The sequence below is a fragment of the Nocardioides marmoriginsengisoli genome (genome assembly GCF_003725695.1).
Classification (GTDB): Bacteria; Actinomycetota; Actinomycetes; order Propionibacteriales; family Nocardioidaceae; genus Marmoricola; species Marmoricola marmoriginsengisoli.
Window position 1 is genome coordinate 1,654,952 of record NZ_RJSE01000007.1, and the last position, 20,920, is coordinate 1,675,871.

The window sequence follows — 20,920 nt, forward strand, 5'->3', positions numbered from 1 at the left end:
CCATCCATCCCGCGTCAGCCGACGCAACCTCGCAGTACACGAGAAGGAGAGATCCGATGCGCAGCACTCACCTCGGCAGGAGGATGACGGCGCTCCTCGCGGCAGGCGCGATCGCCACGACCCTCGGTGTCGCCCTGACCCCGGCGGCCCAGGCCGCGACCAGCCTCGGCACGCTCTCGATCACGCCGGCCACCGGCAACGAGTCGAACGCGCTGACCGCCACCACCTCGAGCTCCTGCCCGGCAGGGTCGACCGGCCTGATCGGCTACATGAGCGGCCCGGGCATCACCGAGCAGAACAACGGCGTCGCCCAGAGCATCATCCAGGGCAACCGACCGGCGAACGAGACGACGTTCCCGCTCAGCGGCATCTTCAAGGACGTCTTCCAGGCGAACTCGATCAGCGCTCCGAGCGGCGTGTTCACCGTCCGGATCGCCTGCATCGGGCCCGACTTCTTCTCCGAGGTGGGTGAGTTCGCCCAGACGGTGACGTTCACCCCGCGCAGCGCGCCCAACGGCGGCACCTACGTCGCCAACCCGGCCGCGAAGCCCGCCACCCAGACGACGCTGGCCACCCCGACGCCGGTCGACCCGGTCGTCCAGGGCACCTCGGTCACCCTGCAGGCCACCGTCACCTCCGGCGAGGGCACCCCGGCCGGCACCGTCCAGTTCAAGTCCGGTGCGACCAACCTCGGCGCCCCGGTCGCGCTGGCCGCCGGCGTCGCGTCGCTGAGCACCATGGCCATCCCGGCCGGTGCGGGCGCGCTCACCGCGGTCTACCTGCCCGGCGCGAACAACTTCGCCACCTCCACCTCGGCCGGCCAGGCTTACATCGTCGCCGGAGCCACCACTCTGACCGGGACCTCCCGGGTCGGCGCGACCCGCGGCTGCACCGCGGTGACCGGCGGGACGAAGACGTACTCGTGGTTGAAGAACAACGTCCCCACCGGGATCACCACGGCCAGCGTCGTCGTACCGGCGGCCTGGGTGAACGCCGCGATCTCCTGCACGCTGACCAGCACCAAGGGCGGTACCAGCGTCAGCCGGACCAGCACCGCGGTGAAGGTCGCCGCCGGCGCCGCGCCGGTCGCCCGGGTCAAGCCCAAGGTCCTCGGGACCACCAAGGTCGGCAAGACGGTGACCTGCTCGCGCGGCACCTGGTCGCCGGCCCCGACGACGTACAAGTACACCTGGCTGCGCTCCGGCAAGGTCATCCCGCGCAAGACCGCCGCGAAGTACAAGCTCGTCAAGGCGGACAAGAAGAAGGCCGTCTCCTGCCGGGTGACCGTGCTCAAGTCCGGCTACCTCAACGGCGTGGCGACCTCGCCCGCGAGGAAGGTGACGTGACCCAGCTCGCCCAGAGGCCGGCGCCGCCTGCGCCGCCGGCAGCCCCGACGCCCGCCCCGGGAGCAGCCGCTCCCGGGTCGGGTGGTCGTGCGCTCCTGATCAGCCGTGCCGCCGCCTCGGCGACCACCGTGCTCGCCGTGATGCTCTTCGTGTTCGTGGCCGAGATGGTGCTCGTCGGGCCGATCAAGCACACCCGCAACCAGGCGGTGCTCTACCAGGAGTTCCGCAGCCAGGTCGCCGAGGCGGTGGCGCCCACCGGCCAGCTCGGTGCGGCGACGAAGAAGGACGGCGTCTGGGTCCTCGACGACAAGAAGCCGGTCCCGCTCGGCGCGCCGGTCACGCTGATGGCGATCCCGAGCCTCGGCCTGAAGGAGATCGTGTCCCAGGGCACGACGTCGCGGGTGCTGATGTCCGGGCCGGGGCACCGGCGCGACTCGCCGCTGCCCGGCCAGGTCGGCACCGTGGTGGTGATGGGTCGGCAGGCGACGTACGGCGGCCCGTTCCGGAAGATCGACACCCTGGAGCCGGGAGACGAGATCGCGTTCCTGACCGGCCAGGGCAAGTCGCTCTACAAGGTGACCGGCATCCGGCGCGAGGGCGATCCCGCGCCCGCCGCCGACGCCACCGCCGCCCGGCTGACCCTGATGACCGGCGACGGCACGCCGTACCTGCCCTCGGACGTGGTCCGGGTCGACGCCGCGCTGGTCAGCGAGAAGCTGCCCTCGGTCACCGGACCGGTGACCGTCGCCGGGCTGTCGAAGGGCGAGAGCCCGATGGCGGGCGACAAGTCGGCGTTGCTGCCGCTGCTGCTCTGGTCGCAGCTGTTGCTGCTGCTCGCGGTGCTGCTCGCCTGGGTGCGCGCGGTCTGGGGTCGGTGGCAGTCCTGGATGGTCTGCGTCCCGATCCTCGGGTTCGTCGGCTTCCAGGTCGCCGGCCTGGTCGCCCAGCTCCTGCCCAACCTGATCTGAGAGACGAGATGAGCGCCCTGTACGACGACACCACCCAGATCCCCCCGATCCCGGAGCAGCGGGTCGAACGACTGGTCACCGCCACCCACCGGGCGGTCGCCGCGCCGGCGAGCCTGTCCGCGCGCGGCATCTCCGCCTGGTTCGGAGACCACCAGGTGCTCGACGACGTGTCCCTGGAGATGCCGGCCCACCAGGTGACGGCGTTGATCGGGCCGTCCGGCTGCGGCAAGTCGACGTTCCTGCGCACCCTGAACCGGATGCACGAGCTGATCAAGGGGGCGTCGTTCGCCGGGGAGGTGCTGCTGGACGGGCAGGACCTCTACGACCCGCAGCTGAGGATGACCGAGGCGCGGGCCCGGGTCGGGATGGTCTTCCAGAAGCCGAACCCGTTCCCGGCGATGTCGATCTACGAGAACGTCCTGTCCGGGTTGAAGATGACCGGCAAGAGGGCCTCCCTGGGCGAGAAGGACGACCTGGTCGAGGAGGTGCTCACCAAGGCCGGTCTCTGGTCGGAGGTCAGCGCCCGCCTCCGCGAACCCGGCGGTGCGCTCTCCGGCGGGCAGCAGCAGCGGCTCTGCATCGCCCGCTCGCTGGCGGTGCGCCCGGACGTGCTGCTGATGGACGAGCCCTGCTCCGCGCTGGACCCGACGTCGACGAACCGGATCGAGGAGACCATCCGCGAGCTGCGGGCGGACGTCACGATCGTGATCGTGACCCACAACATGGGTCAGGCGCAGCGGGTCTCCGACCAGTGCGCGTTCTTCCTCGCGACCGCGACCACTCCCGGCCAGATCGTCGAGTCCGGTCCCACGACCACCCTCTTCGAGAACCCCGCCGACCAGCGCACCGACGACTACGTCAACGGCCGCTTCGGCTAGCGGAGCAGGTCAGGGACGACCGCTCTCGGTGTACGACGACCCGGGGGAGCCGGAGAGGTTGATCAGGGCGGAGACGATCCGGCGGGCGGTGAAGTCGGCGCAGAGCTCGTGCACCTCCTCGACGGTGCAGAACTTGGCGGAGCGGATCTCGCGCTTCTGCCGGACGATCCCGTCGACCAGCGACTCCGGGTGCACCCCGCCGTCGAAGACCAGGCAGACGGCGTCGTCCCAGCCGCCCCAGGCGGGCAGCCAGTCGGTGAGGACGAGCGGCCCGGTCTCCAGGGTCAGGCCGAGCTCCTCGGTGACCTCGCGGCCCACCGCGATCATCGGGGACTCGCCGACCTCGACCACGCCTCCGGGCAGGTCCCAGTCCTTCTTGTAGGTGAGCTGGCAGAGCAGCACCCGCTCGTTCTGGTCGCGGATCAGCATCTGGCTGATCGCGCGCTTGCGGGGGAGGAACGAGTTCAGCAGCCGCCGGAAGCCGGCCGGGTCGTCGACCGGGGTGTCGTCGGCGAGCCGGGCGTAGACGATCCGGTCCGAGCCGTCGGCCACGCTGCGGGCGATGCCCTCGCGCATCAGGCCGGAGAAGGTGGCGATCCGCTGCGCTTCCTCGTCCTCGGGGTCGACGTGCGCCTCGATCCGCTGGTGGCCCGACGTGAACCCGGTGGTCAGGGCATCGCGCACCGCTTCCACGGAGGGGCCCAGTCCCTGGGCTTGCAGCTCGGCGGTCCAGGTAACACGGACGACCCCGGGGGAGACGGGGATCAGTTCGGCAGCCACGGTCGACAGCCTATGCGCACGCACTAGTCCAGCGGGTCGAGTACCCCGTGCTGTCCCAGGCTGGCCGACAGCACCGAGACCTGCTCGCGGGCGTCGCCCAGCCAGTGGCTCAGCGCGGTCAGCCGCGAGGTGAAGTGGCCGATCGAGAATTCGTCGGTGACCCCGATCCCGCCGTGCAGCTGGATCGCCTCCTGGCCGATCCGGCGGGCCGCCCGCACCGTCTGCAGCTTCGCCCGGGCAGCGGCGTCCGGCAGCGCGGCGGTGTCGCCGTCGGCCGCGACCAGGGTCGCCCAGGTGACGATGCTGCGGGTCAGCTCGAGGTCGGTGTACATGTCGGCGGCCCGGAAGGTCAGCGCCTGGAACCGGTTGAGGGTCACCCCGAACTGCTGCCGGGTGGTCAGGTACGACGTGGTCAGCCGCAGCGCCGTGTCCATCGCGCCGAGCGCCTCGTGGCAGGCGGCGATCCGGGCGCGCGCCTGGACCGTGGCGAGGGCCGCGCGGGCGTCACCGCCGTTGCCCAGCGGGGTGGCGGCGGCACGGTCGAACTCCAGCCGGGCCGCGCGGCCGCCGTCGTGGGTCCGGTAGGCCACCGCCCCGGCGGGCCGGTCGACCAGGAAGACCTCGCCGCCGACCTCCCAGACGATCGTGTCTGCGCGGGCGCCCTGGACCACCGGCTCGGCGACGTCGCCGGACGCGAAGGCGAGCAGGCGTTCGCCGGCCGCCAGCGAGCCGAGGACGTCACTGCGCTGCGCGTCGCTGCCGAGCTCGGCGACCAGCCCGCCGGCCAGCACCACCGCGGCGACGTACGGCTCGGGCGCGAGCACCCGGCCGATCTCCTCGGCGACCAGCGCCACCTCGACCGGGCCGGCGCCCATGCCGCCATCGGCCTCCGCGAACGGGAGCCCGAGCAGGCCCATCTCGGCCAGCCGGCCCCAGAGCGCCTCGTCGTACCCGGGGTCGGTCGCGGTGACCTCGCGCCGGTGCTCGGAGTTGGTCGCCGGGTCGTAGCCCTTCAGCAGCCCGCGGACGGCGTCGCGCAGCGCGGTCTGCTCCTCGTCGAGTTCGAAGTCCATGTCAGCCTCTCAGAGTCCCAGGATCGTGCCGGCGATGATCGTCCGCTGGATCTCGTTGGATCCGCCGTAGATCGACGCCTTGCGGAAGTTCAGGTAGGTCGGCACCGTGAGCGCGGCCCACTCCGGCACCGTCTCGGACCCGGAGGACAGCGACAGCGGCCCGGCGAGGTCGACGAGCAGCTCGGTGACGTCCTGCTGGAGCTCGCTGCCCTTGAGCTTGAGCACCGACGAGGCCGGGTGCGGCTTGCCGTCCGCCGAGTTCGCCACCACCCGCAGGGCGGTCAGCTCGAGGGCGAGCAGCTCGTTCTCGAGCTCGACGAAGCGGGCCGCGAGCAGCGGGTCGGAGAGGGCGCCCAGGTCGGTCGCGTGCGCCTTCGCGGTGGCCAGCGCGCGCTTGGTGGCGCCGACCGGGGCCACGCCGACGCGCTCGTTGCCGAGCAGGAACTTGGCCTGGGTCCAGCCCTGGTTGACCTCGCCGACCAGGTTCTCGCCGGGGACCCGGACGTTGTCGAAGAAGACCTCGTTGACCTCGTAGCTGCCGTCGATCAGCTTGATCGGACGCAGCGTGACGCCGGGGGAGTCCATCGGGAAGAGCAGCATCGAGATGCCGGCCTGCTTCTTGACCTCGGGGTCGGTGCGGGCCAGGCAGAAGATCCAGTCGGCGTGCTGGCCGAGCGTGGTCCAGGTCTTCTGGCCGTTGACGATCCAGTCGTCGCCGTCACGCTCGGCGCGGGTGGTCAGCGAGGCCAGGTCGGAGCCGGCGTTCGGCTCGGAGAAGCCCTGCGCCCACCAGATGTCGACGTTCGCGGTCGCCGGCAGGAACCGCTCCTTCAGCTCCTGCGACCCGAAGTGCGCGATCACCGGACCGATCATGCCGGCGTTGAAGGCCAGCGGGGTCGGCACGCAGGCGAGCTGCATCTCCTCGTGCCAGAGGTGCTTCTGGAGCGGGGTCCAGTCCTTGCCGCCCCACTCGACCGGCCAGTTCGGGACCGCGATGCCGGCGGCGTTCATCGCCTGCATCGAGCGGACGAAGTGGTCCTTGCCGAGGTGGCGTCCGGCGCGGACGTCGTCCCGGATGTCCTGGGGGATCTCCGTGGTGAAGAAGGTCCGCATCTCCTCGCGGAACGCGGCCTCCTCCTCGGTGAGTCGTAGCCTCATGGGGAGACCCTAGCGAGGCGCGGGGCATCTCGACAGGCTCGATGTCCGGGCCCTGTCGAGACGCGGGGACCTACCAGACCAGGACGGGCTTGACGACCTTCCCGGCCAGGACGTCGGCGACGGCCTGGTTGATCTCGCTGAACGGGTACGTCGTGATCAGGTCGTCGACGTCGAACTCACCGGCAGCGTTCAGGTCGATCAGCCGCGGCACCATCTCCAGCGGGTCGGAGTCGCCCTCGATCGAGGCCTTGATCACCTTGCCGGTCTGCAGCAGGTCGATCGCGTCGATCGCGTACTCCTCCGCACCCAGGCCGAGGGCGACCAGGGTGCCGCGCACCTTGAGCGCCTGCTGGGCCTGCTTGACGACCGCGGAGATCGCGGTGGTGTCGATCGCGTACGACGCTCCGCCGCCGGTCAGCTCCTTGACCTTGTCGACGACCGGAGCGGACTCGTCCATCGGGTCGACGCCGATCGCGCCGTACCGGGCGGCCGCCTCGCGGCGGGACTCCAGCGGGTCGACGGCGATGATCGTGCCGACGCCGAGGTGCTTCGCGGCGGCGATCGCGGCCAGGCCGACGGCTCCGCAGCCGAAGACGACCAGGCTGTCGGCGGGAGTCGGCTTCAGCACGTTGAGCACGGTGCCGGCTCCGGTCTGGAAGCCGCACCCGTACGGCGCCACCTTGGTCAGGTCGACCGACTTGTCGACCACGACGCAGTTGTCGGCGTACGCGAGGGCGTGCAGCGAGAGGCTGGACTGGCCGAAGAAGCTGCCGAAGACCGGGGCGCCGTCGCGGGAGTAGGTGGTGGTGCCGTCCATCCGCATGCCCATGTAGTTGAGCAGCAGCGAGGAGTCGCAGTAGCCGACCAGGTCGTTCTTGCAGTTCTCGCACTGCCGGCAGGAGCGGAAGGAGAGCACCACGTGGTCGCCCACGGAGATGCCGGTGACGCCGTCGCCGATCGCCTCGACGACGCCGGCGCCCTCGTGGCCGAAGACGTTCGGGAACATCTCCTCCGGCAGGAAGCCCTTCAGGTGGATGTCGGTGTGGCAGAGGCCGGTGGCGACGATCCTGACCAGCACCTCGTCGGCCTGCGGGTCGGCGAGCTCGATCTCCTCCAGCGAGAAGTCGGCTCCCTGCGAGTTCACGACAGCGACGGTGGTCTTCATCCTTGGTCACGCTCCAGCCAGAAGTAGTAGAGATCGGCGGTTCCGAAGGCCGCCTCGAGCTTGCCGTTCATGATGCCCATCACGGTGGTGTCATCGACGCGCTTGAAGTGGTCGAAGACGGCCATCGCGTCGTAGACCATGGTGGCGGTGGTCTCGCCGCGGAAGCCGACCTCCCACAGCGAGGAGTAGCCGCCGCCGGCGTACTTGGTGTTCGAGTACAGCGCGCCGTCCTCGTCCCGGCAGATCAGCGGGTGGCCGTCGAGCAGCGCGTCGAACCGCTTGCCGTGCCAGTCGATCCTGGCGAGCAGCCCGCTCGCCGGGTGACCGGTGGGGAAGTCGCCGCCGCGCCAGGCGCCGAGCATCTCCTCCGGGCGCAGGGTGGCCAGGTCGGCCCACAGTGCGTCCAGGTCGGCCGGGTCGGCGGACTCGGCGTCGCGCAGCAGCTCGAACCGGGACCGGAGCACGTCGTCGTCACTCACGACGTTCACGATAGTGGAACACGTTCTACCTGTCTGCGGTCCAGCGCCGCCGTCCCATGCTGCTTCGGTCTCGATGCCTCACTACGATGAGCGGGCGATGACTTTCCCTGACGACACCAGCCCCGCCGAAGCCCGCCCGGCCGAGACCTACGCCGAGGTCGAGGACGCCCTGCTCTCCCGCTGGCCCGAGTCCCGGCTGGAGCCGACCCTGGACCGGATCCAGGCCTTCACCGAGCTGCTCGGCGAGCCGCAGGCGGCGTACCCGGTGGTGCACCTGACGGGGACGAACGGCAAGACCTCGACGGCCCGGATGGTCGAGACCCTGATCCGCGGCCTCGGCCTGCGCACCGGACGGTTCACCAGCCCGCACCTCGAGACCATGAACGAGCGGATCGTGATCGACGGCGAGCCGCTGGCCGACGACGACTTCATCCGGATCTTCAACGAGGTCGCGCCGTACACGCACCTGGTCGACGCCGAGCACGACCACCCGCTGTCCTTCTTCGAGACGGTGGTCGGGATGGCCTTCGCCGCCTTCGCCGACGCCCCGGTCGACGCGGCCGTGATCGAGGTCGGGATGGGCGGCTCCTGGGACGCGACCAACGTCGCCGACGGAGCGGTCGCGGTGCTGACCCCGGTGGCGCTCGACCACGCCCAGTACCTCGGCACGACGGTCGCCGAGATCGCCCGCGAGAAGGTCGGCATCATCAAGCCCGGCGCGACCGTGGTCACCGCGATCCAGGAGCCGGACGTGGCCGCCCAGATCGTCGAGCGGGCCGCCGAGGTCGGTGCGGTGGTCGCCCGCGAGGGTCTCGAGTTCGGCGTGATCACCCGGGTACCGGCGGTCGGCGGCCAGATGCTGTCGCTCCAAGGCCTCCGCGGCCAGTACGACGAGGTGTTCCTGCCGCTGTACGGCCCGCACCAGGCCCAGAACGCGGCCCTGGCCCTCGCCGCGGTGGAGGCGTTCGTCGGCGGTGACGAGCCGCTGGCGATCGAGATCGTCCGGGATGCCTTCGCCGAGGTCACCTCGCCCGGCCGGCTGGAGATCGTCCGGCGGTCCCCGACGATCGTGCTCGACGCGGCCCACAACCCGCACGGCGCGACCGCGCTGGTCGAGGCGCTCGGCGACTCGTTCACCTTCAGCCCGCTGATCGGCGTCGTCGGCGTGATGGCGGACAAGGACTACGAGGGCCTGCTCGCGGTCCTGGAGCCGGCGCTCGCGCACATCGTCTGCACCCAGAACTCCACCGAGCGGTCGATGTCGGCGTCCGCCCTGGCCGAGGTCGCCCGGGGGATCTTCGGGCAGGACCGGGTCAGCGTGCAGCCGGAGCTGGCGTCCGCGATCGACGAGGCGGCCACGCTCGCCGAGGTCGGCGGGATCTTCGGCGAGGCGATCGGTTCCGGGGGCGTGCTCGTCACCGGCTCGGTGATCACCGTCGGTGAGGCGCGCGCGCTGATCCAGCCCCGGGCCGACCAGTGATGAAGCGGCGGCTCTGCTCCGCGATCCTCTTCCTGCAGGCGATCGTGCTCGGTCTGACCACGCCGGTCCTGGTCCAGGGCGACGACCTCAGCACCACCCAGGCGCTGGTGATCGGCCTCGGCCTCGCGGTCGCCTGCGTCCTGGTGGCGGGGATGCTCCGCAAGGCGTGGGCGTACTACGTCGGCTGGGCGATCCAGGTCGCCGGACTCGCGCTCGGCGCGTTCACCCCGGTGATGATCGTGCTCGGCGTGGTCTTCGGGGTGCTCTGGTTCACGGCGGTCCGGCTCGGCGACACCATCGACCGGGACAAGGCCGCCGCAGGGGTCGAGGCCTGACCGCTCAGAAGAGCGTGCTCGCGATCACCGGCCCGTGCCGGCGGTCGGCCCGTTCGAGCTGGGGCGTCAGGTTCTTGCTGACCCAGGCCGACCCGACCGTTTCCTGCAGCTGCCGCAGCGACTGCGGCGAGTCGCAGATCGCGACGATCACGACGGTGTGCTCGTCCAGGGAGATCAGGCTGGCCTGGACGAAGCCGACCACCGACCGGGCCTGGCTCATCAGCTCGCTCTGCGCGCGGCGCAGCAGGTCGGTGTCCAGCGGCCTGCTCAGCGTCAGGGTGTTGATCACGGCGTACATGGACCACCTCCAAGGGCTGGGGCAACCTGTTGCCTCCAGTGTTGGGCCGCTGCCGGGGCAAGGTTTGAGGAACCCGCGAACCCGTAATCACCCCGCCCGGCAGCGCGAGCCCGGAGGAGTCACCGGTAGGTTTTGGCCATGACTCAGCGAACCCTGGTCCTGCTCAAGCCCGACACCGTCCGTCGCGGACTCGTCGGCGAGGTGCTCTCCCGCTTCGAGGCCAAGGGACTCTCGATCGTGGCGATGCGGCACCAGCACATCGACGCCGCCCTGGCCGACCAGCACTACGCCGAGCACGTCGAGCGGGACTTCTACCCGCCGCTGCGCGACTTCGTGACCAGCGGCCCGCTGGTGGCGCTGGTCCTCGAGGGCGACGAGGCGATCGAGGTGGTGCGCGCGCTCAACGGCGCCACCGACGGCCGCAAGGCGGCTCCGGGCACCATCCGCGGTGACCTGTCGCTGTCGAACCGGGAGAACCTGGTGCACGGCTCGGACTCGCCGGAGTCCGCCGCCCGTGAGATCGCGCTCTGGTTCGCCGACCTCTGAGGGTCCCTACTTTCGGCCGCCGCCGAGCAGTCCGCCGAGGACGTCGCTGATGATCGAGCCGGCGCTCTTGCCGCCGCTGGTCGCGGAGCCCTGACCCGCGCCCTTGAGCACCTCGCCCAGGACGGTGCCGAGGATGCCGCCGCCCAAGGCTCCCCCCACTGCTCCGCCCTTGCCGCCGACCTGCTTGGCCAGGTAGGCGAGCACCAGCGGCGCCAGCAGCGGGATCACCTTCTTGACCAGGTCGTTGGGGTGCCCGTCCAGGGCGCCCAGCTGGCTGACCACCTGGTCCTGGTTGCCGCCGAAGATGTGCTGGACGATCTTGGCGCCGTCGGCCGCGTCGACGTTCAGCGCGTCGACCGGTCCGTCGTGCTGGCCGAGGGCCTCGGCCAGTGACGCCGCTCCGGCCGGGTCCTGGGCGTTGGCCTCCAGCCCGCCGAGCAGCGCGGGGAGTGCGGCGGCCGCGGCGGACTGCAGCGAAGCGGGGTCGGTGCCGAGCTGCTGGGCCAGGTCGTCGACCGGCAGGTCGGCCAGGATGTCGTCGACAGCGGACATGAGTGCTCCCTCGGGTCGGTGTGCCGAGAACCTACCCCGCGGACGCGCAGCGTGTCGTCCCCCAGATCCGCGCCCGGGGAACCTAGTCTCGTTACTGGTGTGACGTGTGGTTCCGGTGTTGTTCGCGGGACGGCGCGTCGCCCCTACTTCCCCACGATGTACCTGCGAGGACGGATGGCGAACAACCTGATCGGCCGTGACATGGCGGTGGATCTCGGCACCGCGAACACGCTGGTCTATGTTCGCGGCAAGGGCGTCATGCTCGACGAGCCCTCCGTGGTCGCCATGCACACCCAGACCCGGGAGATCCTCGCCGTCGGCTCCGACGCCAAGCGGATGATCGGCCGGACGCCGGAGGGGATCACCGCGATCCGCCCGCTCCGCGACGGCGTGATCGCCGATTTCGACGCCACCGAGCAGATGCTGCGGCACTTCATCGCCCAGGTGCACCGGCGCCGGTACTTCGCCAAGCCCCGGCTGGTGATCTGCGTGCCCAGCGGGGTCACCCCGGTCGAGCAGCGCGCGGTCAAGGAGGCCGGCTACCAGGCCGGCGCCCGCAAGGTCTACATCATCGAGGAGCCGATGGCGGCCGCGATCGGCGCCGGGCTGCCGGTGCACGAGGCCACCGGCAACATGGTCGTCGACATCGGCGGCGGCACCACCGAGGTGGCGGTGATCTCCCTCGGCGGCCTGGTCACGACGCTCTCGGTGCGCACCGCCGGCGACGAGCTCGACCAGGCGATCATCGCCTACCTGAAGAAGGAGCACGCCCTGATGCTCGGCGAGGGCACCGCCGAGGAGATCAAGCTGACCCTCGGCTCCGCCTTCCCGATGGCCACCGAGCTGAGCGGGGAGATCCGCGGTCGCGACATGGTCTCCGGCCTGCCCCGCACGGTGACGATCTCCAGCGTCGAGATCCGCAAGGCGATCGAGGAGCAGCTGCACACGATCGTGGACGCGGTCCGCACCACCCTCGACCAGACGCCGCCCGAGCTGGCCGGCGACATCATGGACCGCGGCATCGTGCTGACCGGCGGGGGAGCGCTGCTGCGCGGCCTCGACGAGCGGCTGCGCCACGAGACCGGGATGCCCGTCCACCTCGCCGCCGACCCGCTGAGCTGCGTCGCGCTCGGCTCCGGCAAGTGCGTCGAGGAGTTCGAGGCGTTGCAGCAGGTGCTGGTCGCCGAGAACGTACGACGGGGAGCCTGATGGCGCGCCGTGGCTACGGTGGCGGGCCTGCGGACAAGTCCCGGCGGGTCCTCGGCCTGCTGGTGCTCGCCAGCCTGACCGTCATCACCCTGGACGCCCGCACCGACTCCCCGCTCGACCCGGTCCGGTCCGCGGTCGGCGCCGTGGTGGGCCCGCTCGAGGACGCCACCGCCACCGCCACCCGGCCGTTCGCCGACGCCGGCGGCTTCTTCCGCACCAACAAGTCGTTGCGCAACGACATCGCGACGCTCTCCGCCGAGAACTCCCGGCTCCGCGGCCAGGTCTCGACCGAGCCGCTGGACCGGCAGCGGCTGGCCGCCCTGGACGCGCTGACCAGGACCGCCTCGGAGACCGGCTACTCGCTGGTCGCCGCCCGGGTGATCGCGATGGGCCCGGTGCAGTCCTTCACCCGGACGGTGACGATCGACGCCGGCTCGTCGGCCGGCCTGGCCAAGGACATGACCGTCCTGAACAACGACGGCCTGGTCGGACGCGTCGTGCAGACCACCCGCTCCACCGCGACGGTGCTGCTCATCATCGACACCGACTCGGTCGTCGGCGGCCGCCTCGGCACCAACGCCGAGATCGGCTTCCTGCGCGGCCGCGGCTCGATCGGCGACTCCGGCCGGCTCGACCTCGAGCTGGTCGACAACGCGGTGACCCCGTCGCGCGACGACGTCGTCGTCACCTGGGGCTCCAAGAACGGCGTGCCGTACGTCGCCGGCATCCCGATCGGCCGGGTCGAGTCGGTCACCTCCTCACCGCGGCAGAGCAGCCGGCTCGCCGTGATCCGTCCGTTCGCGGACTTCTCAGCGCTCGACGTCGTCGGCGTCGTCGTACCGAAGGGCACCCGCGGCGACCGCCCGGTCATCACCGAAGGGGGCGCCCGATGACGGGACTCAAGGACGCCACCCTGGTGGCCGTGGTCTGCGTCGCCGTGATCGCGCAGGCGGTGGTCTTCCGGTTCGTCAGCGTCGACGGCGTCGTGCCCAACCTGGCCCTGGTCGTGGTGGTCGCCGCCGCGATCTCCCGGGGCCCGCAGTTCGCGGCGGTGCTCGGCTTCGGCGCCGGGATGCTGCTCGACCTGGCCCCGCCGGCCGACCACGTCGCCGGCCGCTGGGCACTGGCCCTGGTGCTGGTCGGCTACCTGGCCGGGCTGGTCCGCCAGGACGCCCGCAAGTCGCCGTTCATGGCGGTCGTGCTCGTCGGTGCCGCGTCGTTCGTGGGCACCTCGCTCTTCGCGCTCAGCGGTTTCGTCCTGGACGACGGCGCGCTGCCGGTCGCCGAGACCCTGCGGGTGATCGTGATCAGCGTGCTCTGGGACCTGATGCTGGCGCCGTTCCTGATCCCGGTGCTGCTCTGGGGGATCGACCGCCTGCAACCGCTCCGGATGGCGCACTGATCCATGGCCGCCGTACTGATCCGTCCCGATCGGACCCGGAGCCGGCTCCGCCTGTTCGTGATGCAGGTGCTGATGCTCTCGCTGTTCGTGACCCTGTTCGGGCGGCTCTGGTACCTCCAGGTGTTCACCGGCGAGGAGTACCAGGCCAAGGCCGCCGAGCAGTCGGTCCGCGAGGTCGTGGCGCAACCGCCGCGCGGCCTGATCGTCGACGCGATGGGGCGTCCGCTGGTCACCAACCGGACCAGCTGGGTGGTCAGCGTCGATCGCACCGTGCTGGGCAAGCTGGACGCCGAGGTCCGGGAGGCGCTGCTGCGCAAGGTCGCCGCGACGATCAAGAAGCCGTACGACGAGGTGCTGGCGCGGACCCGGCTCTGCGGCACCGAGGGCGCCGAGAAGAAGACCTGCTGGAACGGCTCCCCGTTCCAGCCGATCCCGGTCGCCAACGACGTCCCGCAGACCACCGCCGTGGAGATCTCCGAGCAGGGTGAGGAGTACCCCGGCGTGCTCGCCCGTGCCGAGAGCGTCCGGAGCTACCCGGCTCCCTTCGGGATCAACGCCGCGGGGATCCTCGGCTACCTGAGCCCGATCACCGGTGACGAGCTCACCGAGGCCGAGCGGAGCGACGACCGCACGCTCAACGGCGCGTCCCTGGTCGGCCGGGCCGGCCTGGAGAAGTCCTACGACCAGTGGCTGCGCGGTACGCCGGGCATCACCAAGGTGGCCGTCGACTCGATGGGTCGCGTCCTCGGCGAGGGCCAGCAGATCAGCGCCGAGCCGGGGGAGACCCTGGTGACGTCCATCGACGCCAAGGTGCAGGGCGTCGCCGAGAAGGAGCTGCACGAGGCGATCACCAACGCGCGGAAGACCTTCGACCCGGTGACCCGCAAGAACTACGTGGCCGACAGCGGCGCGGTCGTCGTGCTCGACGCCAAGAACGGCAACGTCGTCGCGATGGCGAGCCAGCCGACGTACGACCCGTCGATCTGGGTGAACGGGATCACCGAGAAGCAGCTCAAGGGGCTGTACTCGAAGAAGAACGGCGTCCCGCTGGTCTCCCGGGCGACCCAGGGCCAGTTCGCGCCCGGCTCGACCTGGAAGCCGTTCATGTCCGTCGGCGCGCTCAACCACGGCTTCTCCCAGGACACCAGGCTGGACTGCTCCAGCGGCCTGCAGGTCGGCAACCGCTGGTTCAAGAACTACGAGTCGGCGTCGTACGGGTCGATCGACTTCGCCAAGGCGCTGCAGATCTCCTGCGACACGTTCTTCTACCGGGTGGGGCTGAGCTACTGGAACAAGTACGGTTCCGACCCGAGCAACGTGAAGGCGAAGGACCCGCTGGTCACCGAGGCGAAGGAGTTCGGGTTCGGCTCCAAGACCGGTATCGACATCCCGGGCGAGGCCTCGGGGCGGATCGCGGACCGGAAGTGGAAGCTCGCCTACTGGAACTCGATGAAGGACTACTACTGCAAGATCGACAAGAAGAACACCGCGAACAAGCGGGACTTCCTGCACGTCTTCGCCCACGAGTTCTGCCTCGAGGGCAACCAGTACCGCGCCGGTGACTCGGTGAACTTCTCGATCGGCCAGGGCGACACGATGGTCACCCCGATCCAGCTCGCCCGCGCATACGCCGCGATCTCGAACGGCGGCACCCTGTACGCGCCGCGGATCGCGAAGGCGATCGTCGACGCCGACGGCAAGCTGGTGAAGCGGATCAAGCCGGTCGTCCAGGGCAAGGTGAAGTCGAGCAAGGCGGCGCTGAAGTACGTCGACGAGGCGCTCCTCGGCACCACCAGGACGGGCACCCTGGCCTGGCGGTTCGGCGGCTTCCCGCTGGACGACGTGAAGGTGCGCAGCAAGACCGGGTCGGCCGAGGTCTACGGCAAGCAGAGCACGTCCTGGGTGGCGACGTACGACAAGAACTACGTGGTGATCATGGTGGTGACCCAGGCCGGTACCGGCTCCGGCACGTCCGGTCCGCCGGTGCGCAAGATCTGGGAGGCCCTCTACGGCATCGACGGCGAGACCGTCGTGCCCGGCAAGGCGGCGATCCCCGGCACCACGCCGCCGCGCAAGCTGCCGGTCTTCGCCAGCGACGGCGAGATCATGCCGCCGGTGGGAGGCCGCTGATGGCACTGCTCAACCCGAGTCGCGGCCTCGACCACGCCGCCCCGGGGACGACCCGGACGCCGAGCCTGCTGCGCCGTCTCGACACGGTGCTGATCGCTGTCACCGCCGCGATCCTGGTGATCGGGACGCTGCTGGTCTGGTCCTCGACCTCGACGAACGACGTCCTCACCGACGGACACCCGACGGCGTACCTGCGCAAGCACCTGATCAACGTGGCGATCGGCCTCGGCCTGGCCGCGGCGGTGCTCGTCACCGACCGCCGCTGGGTGCGGATCCTGGCGCCGCTGGTGTACGCCGGCTCGGTGGCCGGCCTGCTGCTGGTGCTGGTGATGGGCTCGACCATCAACGGATCCCGCTCCTGGCTGCTGATCGGCGGGTTGTCGGTGCAGCCGGCCGAGTTCGCCAAGCTGGCCGTCGTCGTCGGGATGGCGCTGTTGGTCGCCGAGCGGACCGAGAGCTCGCGCAAGCGCACCGTCGGCACCCCCGAGGTCGTCGGGATGCTGGCGATCGCCGGCCTCCCGGCCGCGCTGATCCTGCTCCAGCCGGACCTCGGCACGATGCTGGTGCTCGCCGCCACGATCTTCGGGGTGCTCGCCTCGGCCGGAACTCCGCGCCGCTGGATGACCGGGCTCGCCCTGTCCGGGATCGCCGGCGCCGCGATCGCGGTCACTGCCGGCGTCCTCAAGGCCTACCAGGTCGACCGGTTCATGGCGTTCACGAACCCGGACCTGGATCCGCGCGGCGCCGGCTACAACGTCACCCAGGCCCGGATCGCGATCGGCAACGGCGGGCCCTTCGGGCAGGGCCTCTTCGGCGGCTCGCAGACCAAGTCCGGCTTCGTGCCCGAGCAGCACACCGACTTCGTCTTCACCGTCGCCGGTGAGGAGCTCGGGTTGATCGGCGCCGGCGTACTGATCCTGCTCTTCGCGGTGCTGCTCTCCCGGGCGCTGCGGATCGCGCTGACCGCGGACGACGTCTTCGGCCGGGTCGCCGCCGCCGGGATCGCCTGCTGGTTCGGCTTCCAGACGTTCCAGAACATCGGGATGTGCCTGGGGATCATGCCGGTGACCGGCGTCCCGCTGCCGCTGGTCTCGTACGGCGGTTCGTCGATGTTCGCGTCGCTGATGGCGATCGGGCTGCTGCTCAACATCCAGCTGCGCTCGACGGTCCGCTATCGCTAGGGACTGATCGACAGGTAGACGAACGTCGCGAAGAGCACCAGGTGGACCCCGCCCTGGAGCGGCTTCGACCGCCCCGGGACCACGGTGAGGATCGAGACGAACACGGTCATCACCAGCAGCACGATCTGCACCTGGGTGAGCCCCAGCGTGAGCGGACCGTCCAGCCAGATCGAGGCGACCGCGATCGCCGGGATGGTCAGCCCGATCGAGGCCATCGCCGAGCCGTAGGCCAGGTTCAGGCCGGTCTGCACCTGATCGCGGGCGGCTGCCTTGACCGCGGCGATGGATTCCGGCGCCAGCACCAGTACCGCGATGATCACGCCGACGACGGCCTGGGGGAGGCCGGCCGCGGTGACGGCCCGCTCGATCCCGCTGGACTCGATCTTGGCGAGCCCGACGACCGCGACCAGCGCGATCAGCAGCAGGACCAGGCTCCAGAGAGCGTCCCGGTCGGTGATCTCGTGCGGGTCCTCGACTCCGTCGCCGTCCCGGTCGACCGGCAGGAAGAATTCCCGGTGCCGGACGGTCTGGGTGAACACGAACATCCCGTACAGGACCAGCGAGGCCACGGCCGCGAAAACCAGCTGTCCCGGGGTGAACTCCGGGCCCGGCTCGCTGGTGGAGAAGCGCGGCAGGATCAGCGTGATGGCGGCGAGCGTGATCACCGTGGCCAGCGCCGCCCCGGTGCCCTCGGGGTTGAAGATCGCCAGGTGGTGCTTGAGCGCGCCGACCAGCAGCACCAGGCCGACGATGCCGTTGAGGCAGATCATCACGGCGGCGAAGACGGTGTCCCGCGCCAGCATCGAGGTGTCCTTGTCGGAGGTCATCAGCATCACGATCAGGCCGACCTCGATCACCGTCACCGCGACCGCGAGCAGCAGCGACCCGAACGGCTCGCCGATCCGGTGCGCGACCACTTCGGCGTGGTGGACCGCCGAGAAGACGGCGCCACCGAGCAGGGGGACCAGCGCGACCAGGGCGGCGTCGCTGGGGTGGCTGCCCCAGAGCGCGGCCAGCACGATCGCGGCGGCGATCGGGGTGTAGGTGGTCGAGTCGCGGATTCGGGCGGCGGGGGCGTCGCTCATAGGCGCAGTCTAGGGAGGTGCGCGGCCGGTCGCCGACTCGTGGCGGTGGCGGCGTTCCGCGTACCCTGGAGCCAGCACCCTTCCCCGTTGCGAGAGGTCCGTCGTGTCCGTCAGCACCACCACCGCTCCCGAGTCGAGCCCCGGGTCGGTCTTCGGCCGCCTGGAGCCGCACCTGCCCGGTGTCCAGAAGCCGATCCAGTACGTCGGCGGCGAGCTGAACTCGGTGACCAAGGAGTGGGGCGACGACGACCGGATGGTCCGCTGGGCGCTGATGTACCCGGACGCCTACGAGGTCGGCCTGCCCAACCAGGGCGTCCAGATCCTCTACGAGGTGCTCAACGAGGCCGAGGACACCCTGGCCGAGCGCACCTACGCGGTCTGGCCGGACATGGAGGCGCTGCTGCGCCGCGAGGGCATCCCGCAGTTCACCGTCGACAGCCACCGGCCGGTGGGCGCGTTCGACCTGCTCGGGCTCTCGTTCTCCACGGAGCTGGGCTACACGAACATGCTCACCGCCCTGGACCTGGCCGGGATCCCGCTGCACGCGGCGGACCGGACCGACGGGCACACGATCGTGCTGGCCGGCGGGCACTCCGCGTTCAACCCGGAGCCGATCGCCGACTTCATCGACGCGGCCGTCCTCGGCGACGGCGAGGAGGTCGTCCTCAAGATCAGCGAGGTCGTCCGGGAGTGGAAGGCCGAGGGGCGGCCGAGCGGGGACATGCCGTCCGCGCGTGACGAGCTGCTGCGCCGGCTCGCGGTCAGCGGCGGGGTGTACGTGCCGCGGTTCTACGACGTGAGCTACGGCGAGGACGGATCGCTGCGCGCCGCCGTCCCGAACGTGCCCGGCGTACCGGCTCGGGTGGCGAAGCACACCCTGATGGACCTGGACTCGTGGCCGTACCCGCGCAACCCGCTGGTGCCGCTGGCCGAGACCGTGCACGAGCGGTTCTCGGTGGAGATCTTCCGCGGCTGCACCCGCGGCTGCCGGTTCTGCCAGGCCGGGATGATCACCCGGCCGGTCCGGGAGCGCTCGATCACCACGATTGGCGCGATGGTCGAGAACGGGATCCGGAAGTCCGGTTTCGACGAGGTCGGCCTGCTCTCGCTCTCCAGCGCCGACCACACCGAGATCGGCGAGGTCGCCAAGGACCTCGCCGACCGGTACGACGGCAGCAACGTCTCGCTGAGCCTGCCGAGCACCCGGGTCGACGCCTTCAACATCACCCTGGCCAACGAGTTCTCCCGCAACGGCCGCCGTTCCGGTCTGACGTTCGCCCCCGAGGGCGGCTCCGAGCGGATGCGCAAGGTGATCAACAAGATGGTCACCGAGGAGGACCTGATCGCGACCGTCGCGGCGGCGTACTCGCACGGCTGGCGGCAGGTGAAGCTCTACTTCATGGTCGGGCTGCCGACCGAGACCGACGAGGACGTCCTGGAGATCGCCGACCTGGCCCGCAAGGTGATCCAGAAGGGGCGCGAGGTCTCCGGCCACAACGACATCCGCTGCACCGTCTCGATCGGCGGGTTCGTGCCGAAGCCGCACACCCCGTTCCAGTGGGCTGCGCACCTGGACCACGAGACCACCGACGCCCGGTTGTACAAGCTCCGCGAGGCGGTCCGCAACGACAAGAAGTACGGCCGCGCGATCGGCTTCCGCTACCACGACGGCAAGCCCGGGATCGTCGAGGGAATTCTGTCCCGCGGTGACCGCCGGGTCGGCCGGGTGATCGAGGCGGCCTGGCGCGACGGCGGCCGGTTCGACGGGTGGAGCGAGCACTTCTCCTACGACCGCTGGATGACGGCGGCCGAGGCGGGACTGGCCGGGACCGGCGTCGACGTGGACTGGTTCACCACCCGCGAGCGCACCTACGCCGAGGTGCTGCCTTGGGACCACCTCGACTCCGGCCTCGACAAGGACTGGCTCTGGGAGGACTGGGAGGACGCCCTCGACGCCGACTCGGTCGATGTCGAGGACTGCCGCTGGACCCCGTGCTACGACTGCGGGGTCTGCCCGGAGATGGGGACCGACATCCAGATCGGTCCCACGGGGCAGCGGTTGCTGCCGTTGAGCGTCGTCTGACCAGCCCCGGACGTCGAGCCTGTCGAGACGCGCTGAAGGTACCTAGATCAGCGGCGCTCCGCCGCGGAGGCGAACCCCAACCAGGTGTGGCGGTTCCCCGCCCAGCACCAGCCGACCTTGGGAGCATCTCGGTTCTCGGCTCCGTCACGCCCGGTGCCGTTGCTGATCCAGATCGCCGGCGTCCGCGAGTCGAGCTTGTTCCCAGGTTTCCGGAGCCGTGACCCGATCGTCATGAAGCACTGGTTCCGTGCCAGCGCATCGGGCTGCTGGATCAGCCACTGCACGCCTTCGGCGAGGGTGAGCGGCGTACGGTCGGCGTTCACGATGGCCGGAAGGGCTTCGTCCGGGCTCCAGTTGGCCATCTCGTCGCCGCGGTCGATCCCGGTGAGGAGGTAGGTGCTGGCCTCGGGCAGTGCCGCCTCGGGGATCGGCGTGAAGGCGTCGACGTCGGGCATGTCGACGACCACGAACCCCGGCTTGTCGCCGCGACGCAGGAGCGCCGCGGAGCGGGAGACCGGGAGCCGCTCCGGGTGGATCACCAGGAGGGCATCGGGAGTGCCGGGTGCTGCTGCTTCGCGGAGCTCCTGCGCTGAGATCTGGGCGAGGTCGGCGACGCCGAGAGAGATGAGCCGTTCGGCCTGGTCGTGGAGCGAGGGCAGGGTGGCGAGCACGGGCAAGTGATGGACCTCCGGTAGGTGTCGCGAAGAGACGCTTCTGGTCAACGCGTCGCCTAGGGAGAAGGTTCCGGCCGCGGTCGCTGCGGCTCGCCGTC

The 20,920-nt window shown here is 70.6% G+C and carries 21 protein-coding genes; 12 read left to right on the forward strand and 9 right to left on the reverse strand.

The window, feature by feature from the left end; all coding sequences use genetic code 11:
- Positions 1–56 precede the first annotated feature (56 nt).
- The 3 genes from EFK50_RS16430 to pstB are packed head-to-tail and all read left to right on the forward strand — an operon-like array spanning position 57 to position 3,192.
- A complete protein-coding gene (locus tag EFK50_RS16430) occupies positions 57–1,346 on the forward strand; it encodes an Ig-like domain-containing protein (RefSeq protein WP_183407867.1) in 1,290 nt (429 codons plus the stop codon).
- Complete coding sequence (locus EFK50_RS16435; protein WP_123228567.1) at positions 1,343–2,314, forward strand: sortase; 972 nt, start codon at positions 1,343–1,345, stop codon at positions 2,312–2,314. Before EFK50_RS16430 ends, EFK50_RS16435 begins: the two co-directional genes overlap by 4 nt.
- 8 nt (positions 2,315–2,322) lie before the next feature.
- The gene (gene pstB / locus EFK50_RS16440; RefSeq protein ID WP_123228568.1) at positions 2,323–3,192 is read left to right on the forward strand and encodes a phosphate ABC transporter ATP-binding protein PstB; all 870 of its coding nucleotides are present in this window, start codon (positions 2,323–2,325) and stop codon (positions 3,190–3,192) included.
- Positions 3,193–3,201: 9 nt separating this feature from the next.
- On the opposite strand, the gene EFK50_RS16445 is transcribed toward pstB, so the two are convergent.
- The 5 genes from EFK50_RS16445 to EFK50_RS16465 form a co-directional block, all read right to left on the reverse strand.
- Entirely contained in the window at positions 3,202–3,972 is a 771-nt protein-coding gene (locus EFK50_RS16445) for an NUDIX hydrolase (protein ID WP_246004181.1), read from the reverse strand.
- Positions 3,973–3,995: 23 nt separating this feature from the next.
- A complete protein-coding gene (locus tag EFK50_RS16450; protein ID WP_123228569.1) occupies positions 3,996–5,045 on the reverse strand; it encodes an acyl-CoA dehydrogenase family protein in 1,050 nt (349 codons plus the stop codon).
- Between the two features lie 9 nt (positions 5,046–5,054).
- On the reverse strand, positions 5,055–6,203 hold the full coding sequence (locus EFK50_RS16455; RefSeq protein WP_123228570.1) for an acyl-CoA dehydrogenase family protein: 1,149 nt from the start codon (positions 6,201–6,203) through the stop codon (positions 5,055–5,057).
- Between the two features lie 70 nt (positions 6,204–6,273).
- The gene (locus EFK50_RS16460; RefSeq protein ID WP_123228571.1) at positions 6,274–7,368 is read right to left on the reverse strand and encodes an NAD(P)-dependent alcohol dehydrogenase; all 1,095 of its coding nucleotides are present in this window, start codon (positions 7,366–7,368) and stop codon (positions 6,274–6,276) included.
- Positions 7,365–7,847, reverse strand: a complete 483-nt coding sequence (locus EFK50_RS16465) for a DUF4334 domain-containing protein (RefSeq protein ID WP_221177413.1) — start codon at positions 7,845–7,847, stop codon at positions 7,365–7,367. Before EFK50_RS16465 ends, EFK50_RS16460 begins: the two co-directional genes overlap by 4 nt.
- Before the next feature lie 97 nt (positions 7,848–7,944).
- On the opposite strand from EFK50_RS16465, the gene EFK50_RS16470 reads away from it, so the two are divergent.
- Both EFK50_RS16470 and EFK50_RS16475 read left to right on the forward strand, forming a co-directional pair.
- Positions 7,945–9,327 carry a bifunctional folylpolyglutamate synthase/dihydrofolate synthase gene (locus tag EFK50_RS16470; RefSeq protein ID WP_123228573.1) on the forward strand — a complete coding sequence of 461 codons (1,383 nt, stop codon included), beginning with the start codon at positions 7,945–7,947 and terminating at the stop codon, positions 9,325–9,327.
- Entirely contained in the window at positions 9,327–9,662 is a 336-nt protein-coding gene (locus EFK50_RS16475) for a DUF4233 domain-containing protein (RefSeq protein ID WP_123228574.1), read from the forward strand. The genes EFK50_RS16470 and EFK50_RS16475 overlap by 1 nt, the downstream gene beginning before the upstream one ends.
- A 4-nt stretch (positions 9,663–9,666) precedes the next feature.
- Here EFK50_RS16475 and EFK50_RS16480 read toward each other — a convergent pair whose 3' ends face one another.
- Positions 9,667–9,960 carry a hypothetical protein gene (locus EFK50_RS16480; RefSeq protein ID WP_123228575.1) on the reverse strand — a complete coding sequence of 98 codons (294 nt, stop codon included), beginning with the start codon at positions 9,958–9,960 and terminating at the stop codon, positions 9,667–9,669.
- 138 nt (positions 9,961–10,098) lie between these two features.
- On the opposite strand from EFK50_RS16480, the gene ndk reads away from it, so the two are divergent.
- Positions 10,099–10,506 (forward strand): nucleoside-diphosphate kinase, encoded by a 408-nt coding sequence (ndk, locus tag EFK50_RS16485; protein WP_123228576.1) that lies wholly within the window; start codon positions 10,099–10,101, stop codon positions 10,504–10,506.
- Between the two features lie 6 nt (positions 10,507–10,512).
- Here the strand turns inward: ndk and EFK50_RS16490 are convergent, their stop codons facing one another.
- Entirely contained in the window at positions 10,513–11,058 is a 546-nt protein-coding gene (locus tag EFK50_RS16490) for a DUF937 domain-containing protein (RefSeq protein ID WP_123228577.1), read from the reverse strand.
- Positions 11,059–11,214: 156 nt separating this feature from the next.
- Between EFK50_RS16490 and EFK50_RS16495 the strand changes: the two genes are divergently transcribed.
- Genes EFK50_RS16495 through rodA form a run of 5 tightly spaced genes read left to right on the forward strand, consistent with a single transcriptional unit; the run spans position 11,215 to position 16,980 of the window.
- Positions 11,215–12,267 (forward strand): rod shape-determining protein, encoded by a 1,053-nt coding sequence (locus EFK50_RS16495; protein ID WP_425454386.1) that lies wholly within the window; start codon positions 11,215–11,217, stop codon positions 12,265–12,267.
- Positions 12,267–13,160, forward strand: coding sequence for a rod shape-determining protein MreC (mreC, locus tag EFK50_RS16500; RefSeq protein WP_123228579.1), 894 nt, complete (start codon positions 12,267–12,269; stop codon positions 13,158–13,160). The genes EFK50_RS16495 and mreC overlap by 1 nt, the downstream gene beginning before the upstream one ends.
- A complete protein-coding gene (gene mreD, locus EFK50_RS16505; protein WP_123228580.1) occupies positions 13,157–13,669 on the forward strand; it encodes a rod shape-determining protein MreD in 513 nt (170 codons plus the stop codon). The genes mreC and mreD overlap by 4 nt, the downstream gene beginning before the upstream one ends.
- A 3-nt stretch (positions 13,670–13,672) precedes the next feature.
- Positions 13,673–15,799, forward strand: coding sequence for a penicillin-binding protein 2 (mrdA, locus tag EFK50_RS16510; RefSeq protein ID WP_123228581.1), 2,127 nt, complete (start codon positions 13,673–13,675; stop codon positions 15,797–15,799).
- Positions 15,799–16,980, forward strand: a complete 1,182-nt coding sequence (rodA, locus tag EFK50_RS16515) for a rod shape-determining protein RodA (protein WP_123228582.1) — start codon at positions 15,799–15,801, stop codon at positions 16,978–16,980. Before mrdA ends, rodA begins: the two co-directional genes overlap by 1 nt.
- Here the strand turns inward: rodA and EFK50_RS16520 are convergent.
- Positions 16,977–18,065 (reverse strand): calcium:cation antiporter, encoded by a 1,089-nt coding sequence (locus tag EFK50_RS16520; RefSeq protein ID WP_123228583.1) that lies wholly within the window; start codon positions 18,063–18,065, stop codon positions 16,977–16,979. The genes rodA and EFK50_RS16520 overlap by 4 nt on opposite strands.
- A 103-nt stretch (positions 18,066–18,168) precedes the next feature.
- Here EFK50_RS16520 and EFK50_RS16525 point away from each other — a divergent pair, with 103 nt between their 5' ends.
- Positions 18,169–20,148, forward strand: a complete 1,980-nt coding sequence (locus tag EFK50_RS16525) for a TIGR03960 family B12-binding radical SAM protein (protein ID WP_123228584.1) — start codon at positions 18,169–18,171, stop codon at positions 20,146–20,148.
- Positions 20,149–20,195: 47 nt separating this feature from the next.
- On the opposite strand, the gene EFK50_RS16530 is transcribed toward EFK50_RS16525, so the two are convergent.
- Positions 20,196–20,819 carry a DUF5701 family protein gene (locus EFK50_RS16530; RefSeq protein WP_123228585.1) on the reverse strand — a complete coding sequence of 208 codons (624 nt, stop codon included), beginning with the start codon at positions 20,817–20,819 and terminating at the stop codon, positions 20,196–20,198.
- Positions 20,820–20,920 lie beyond the last annotated feature (101 nt).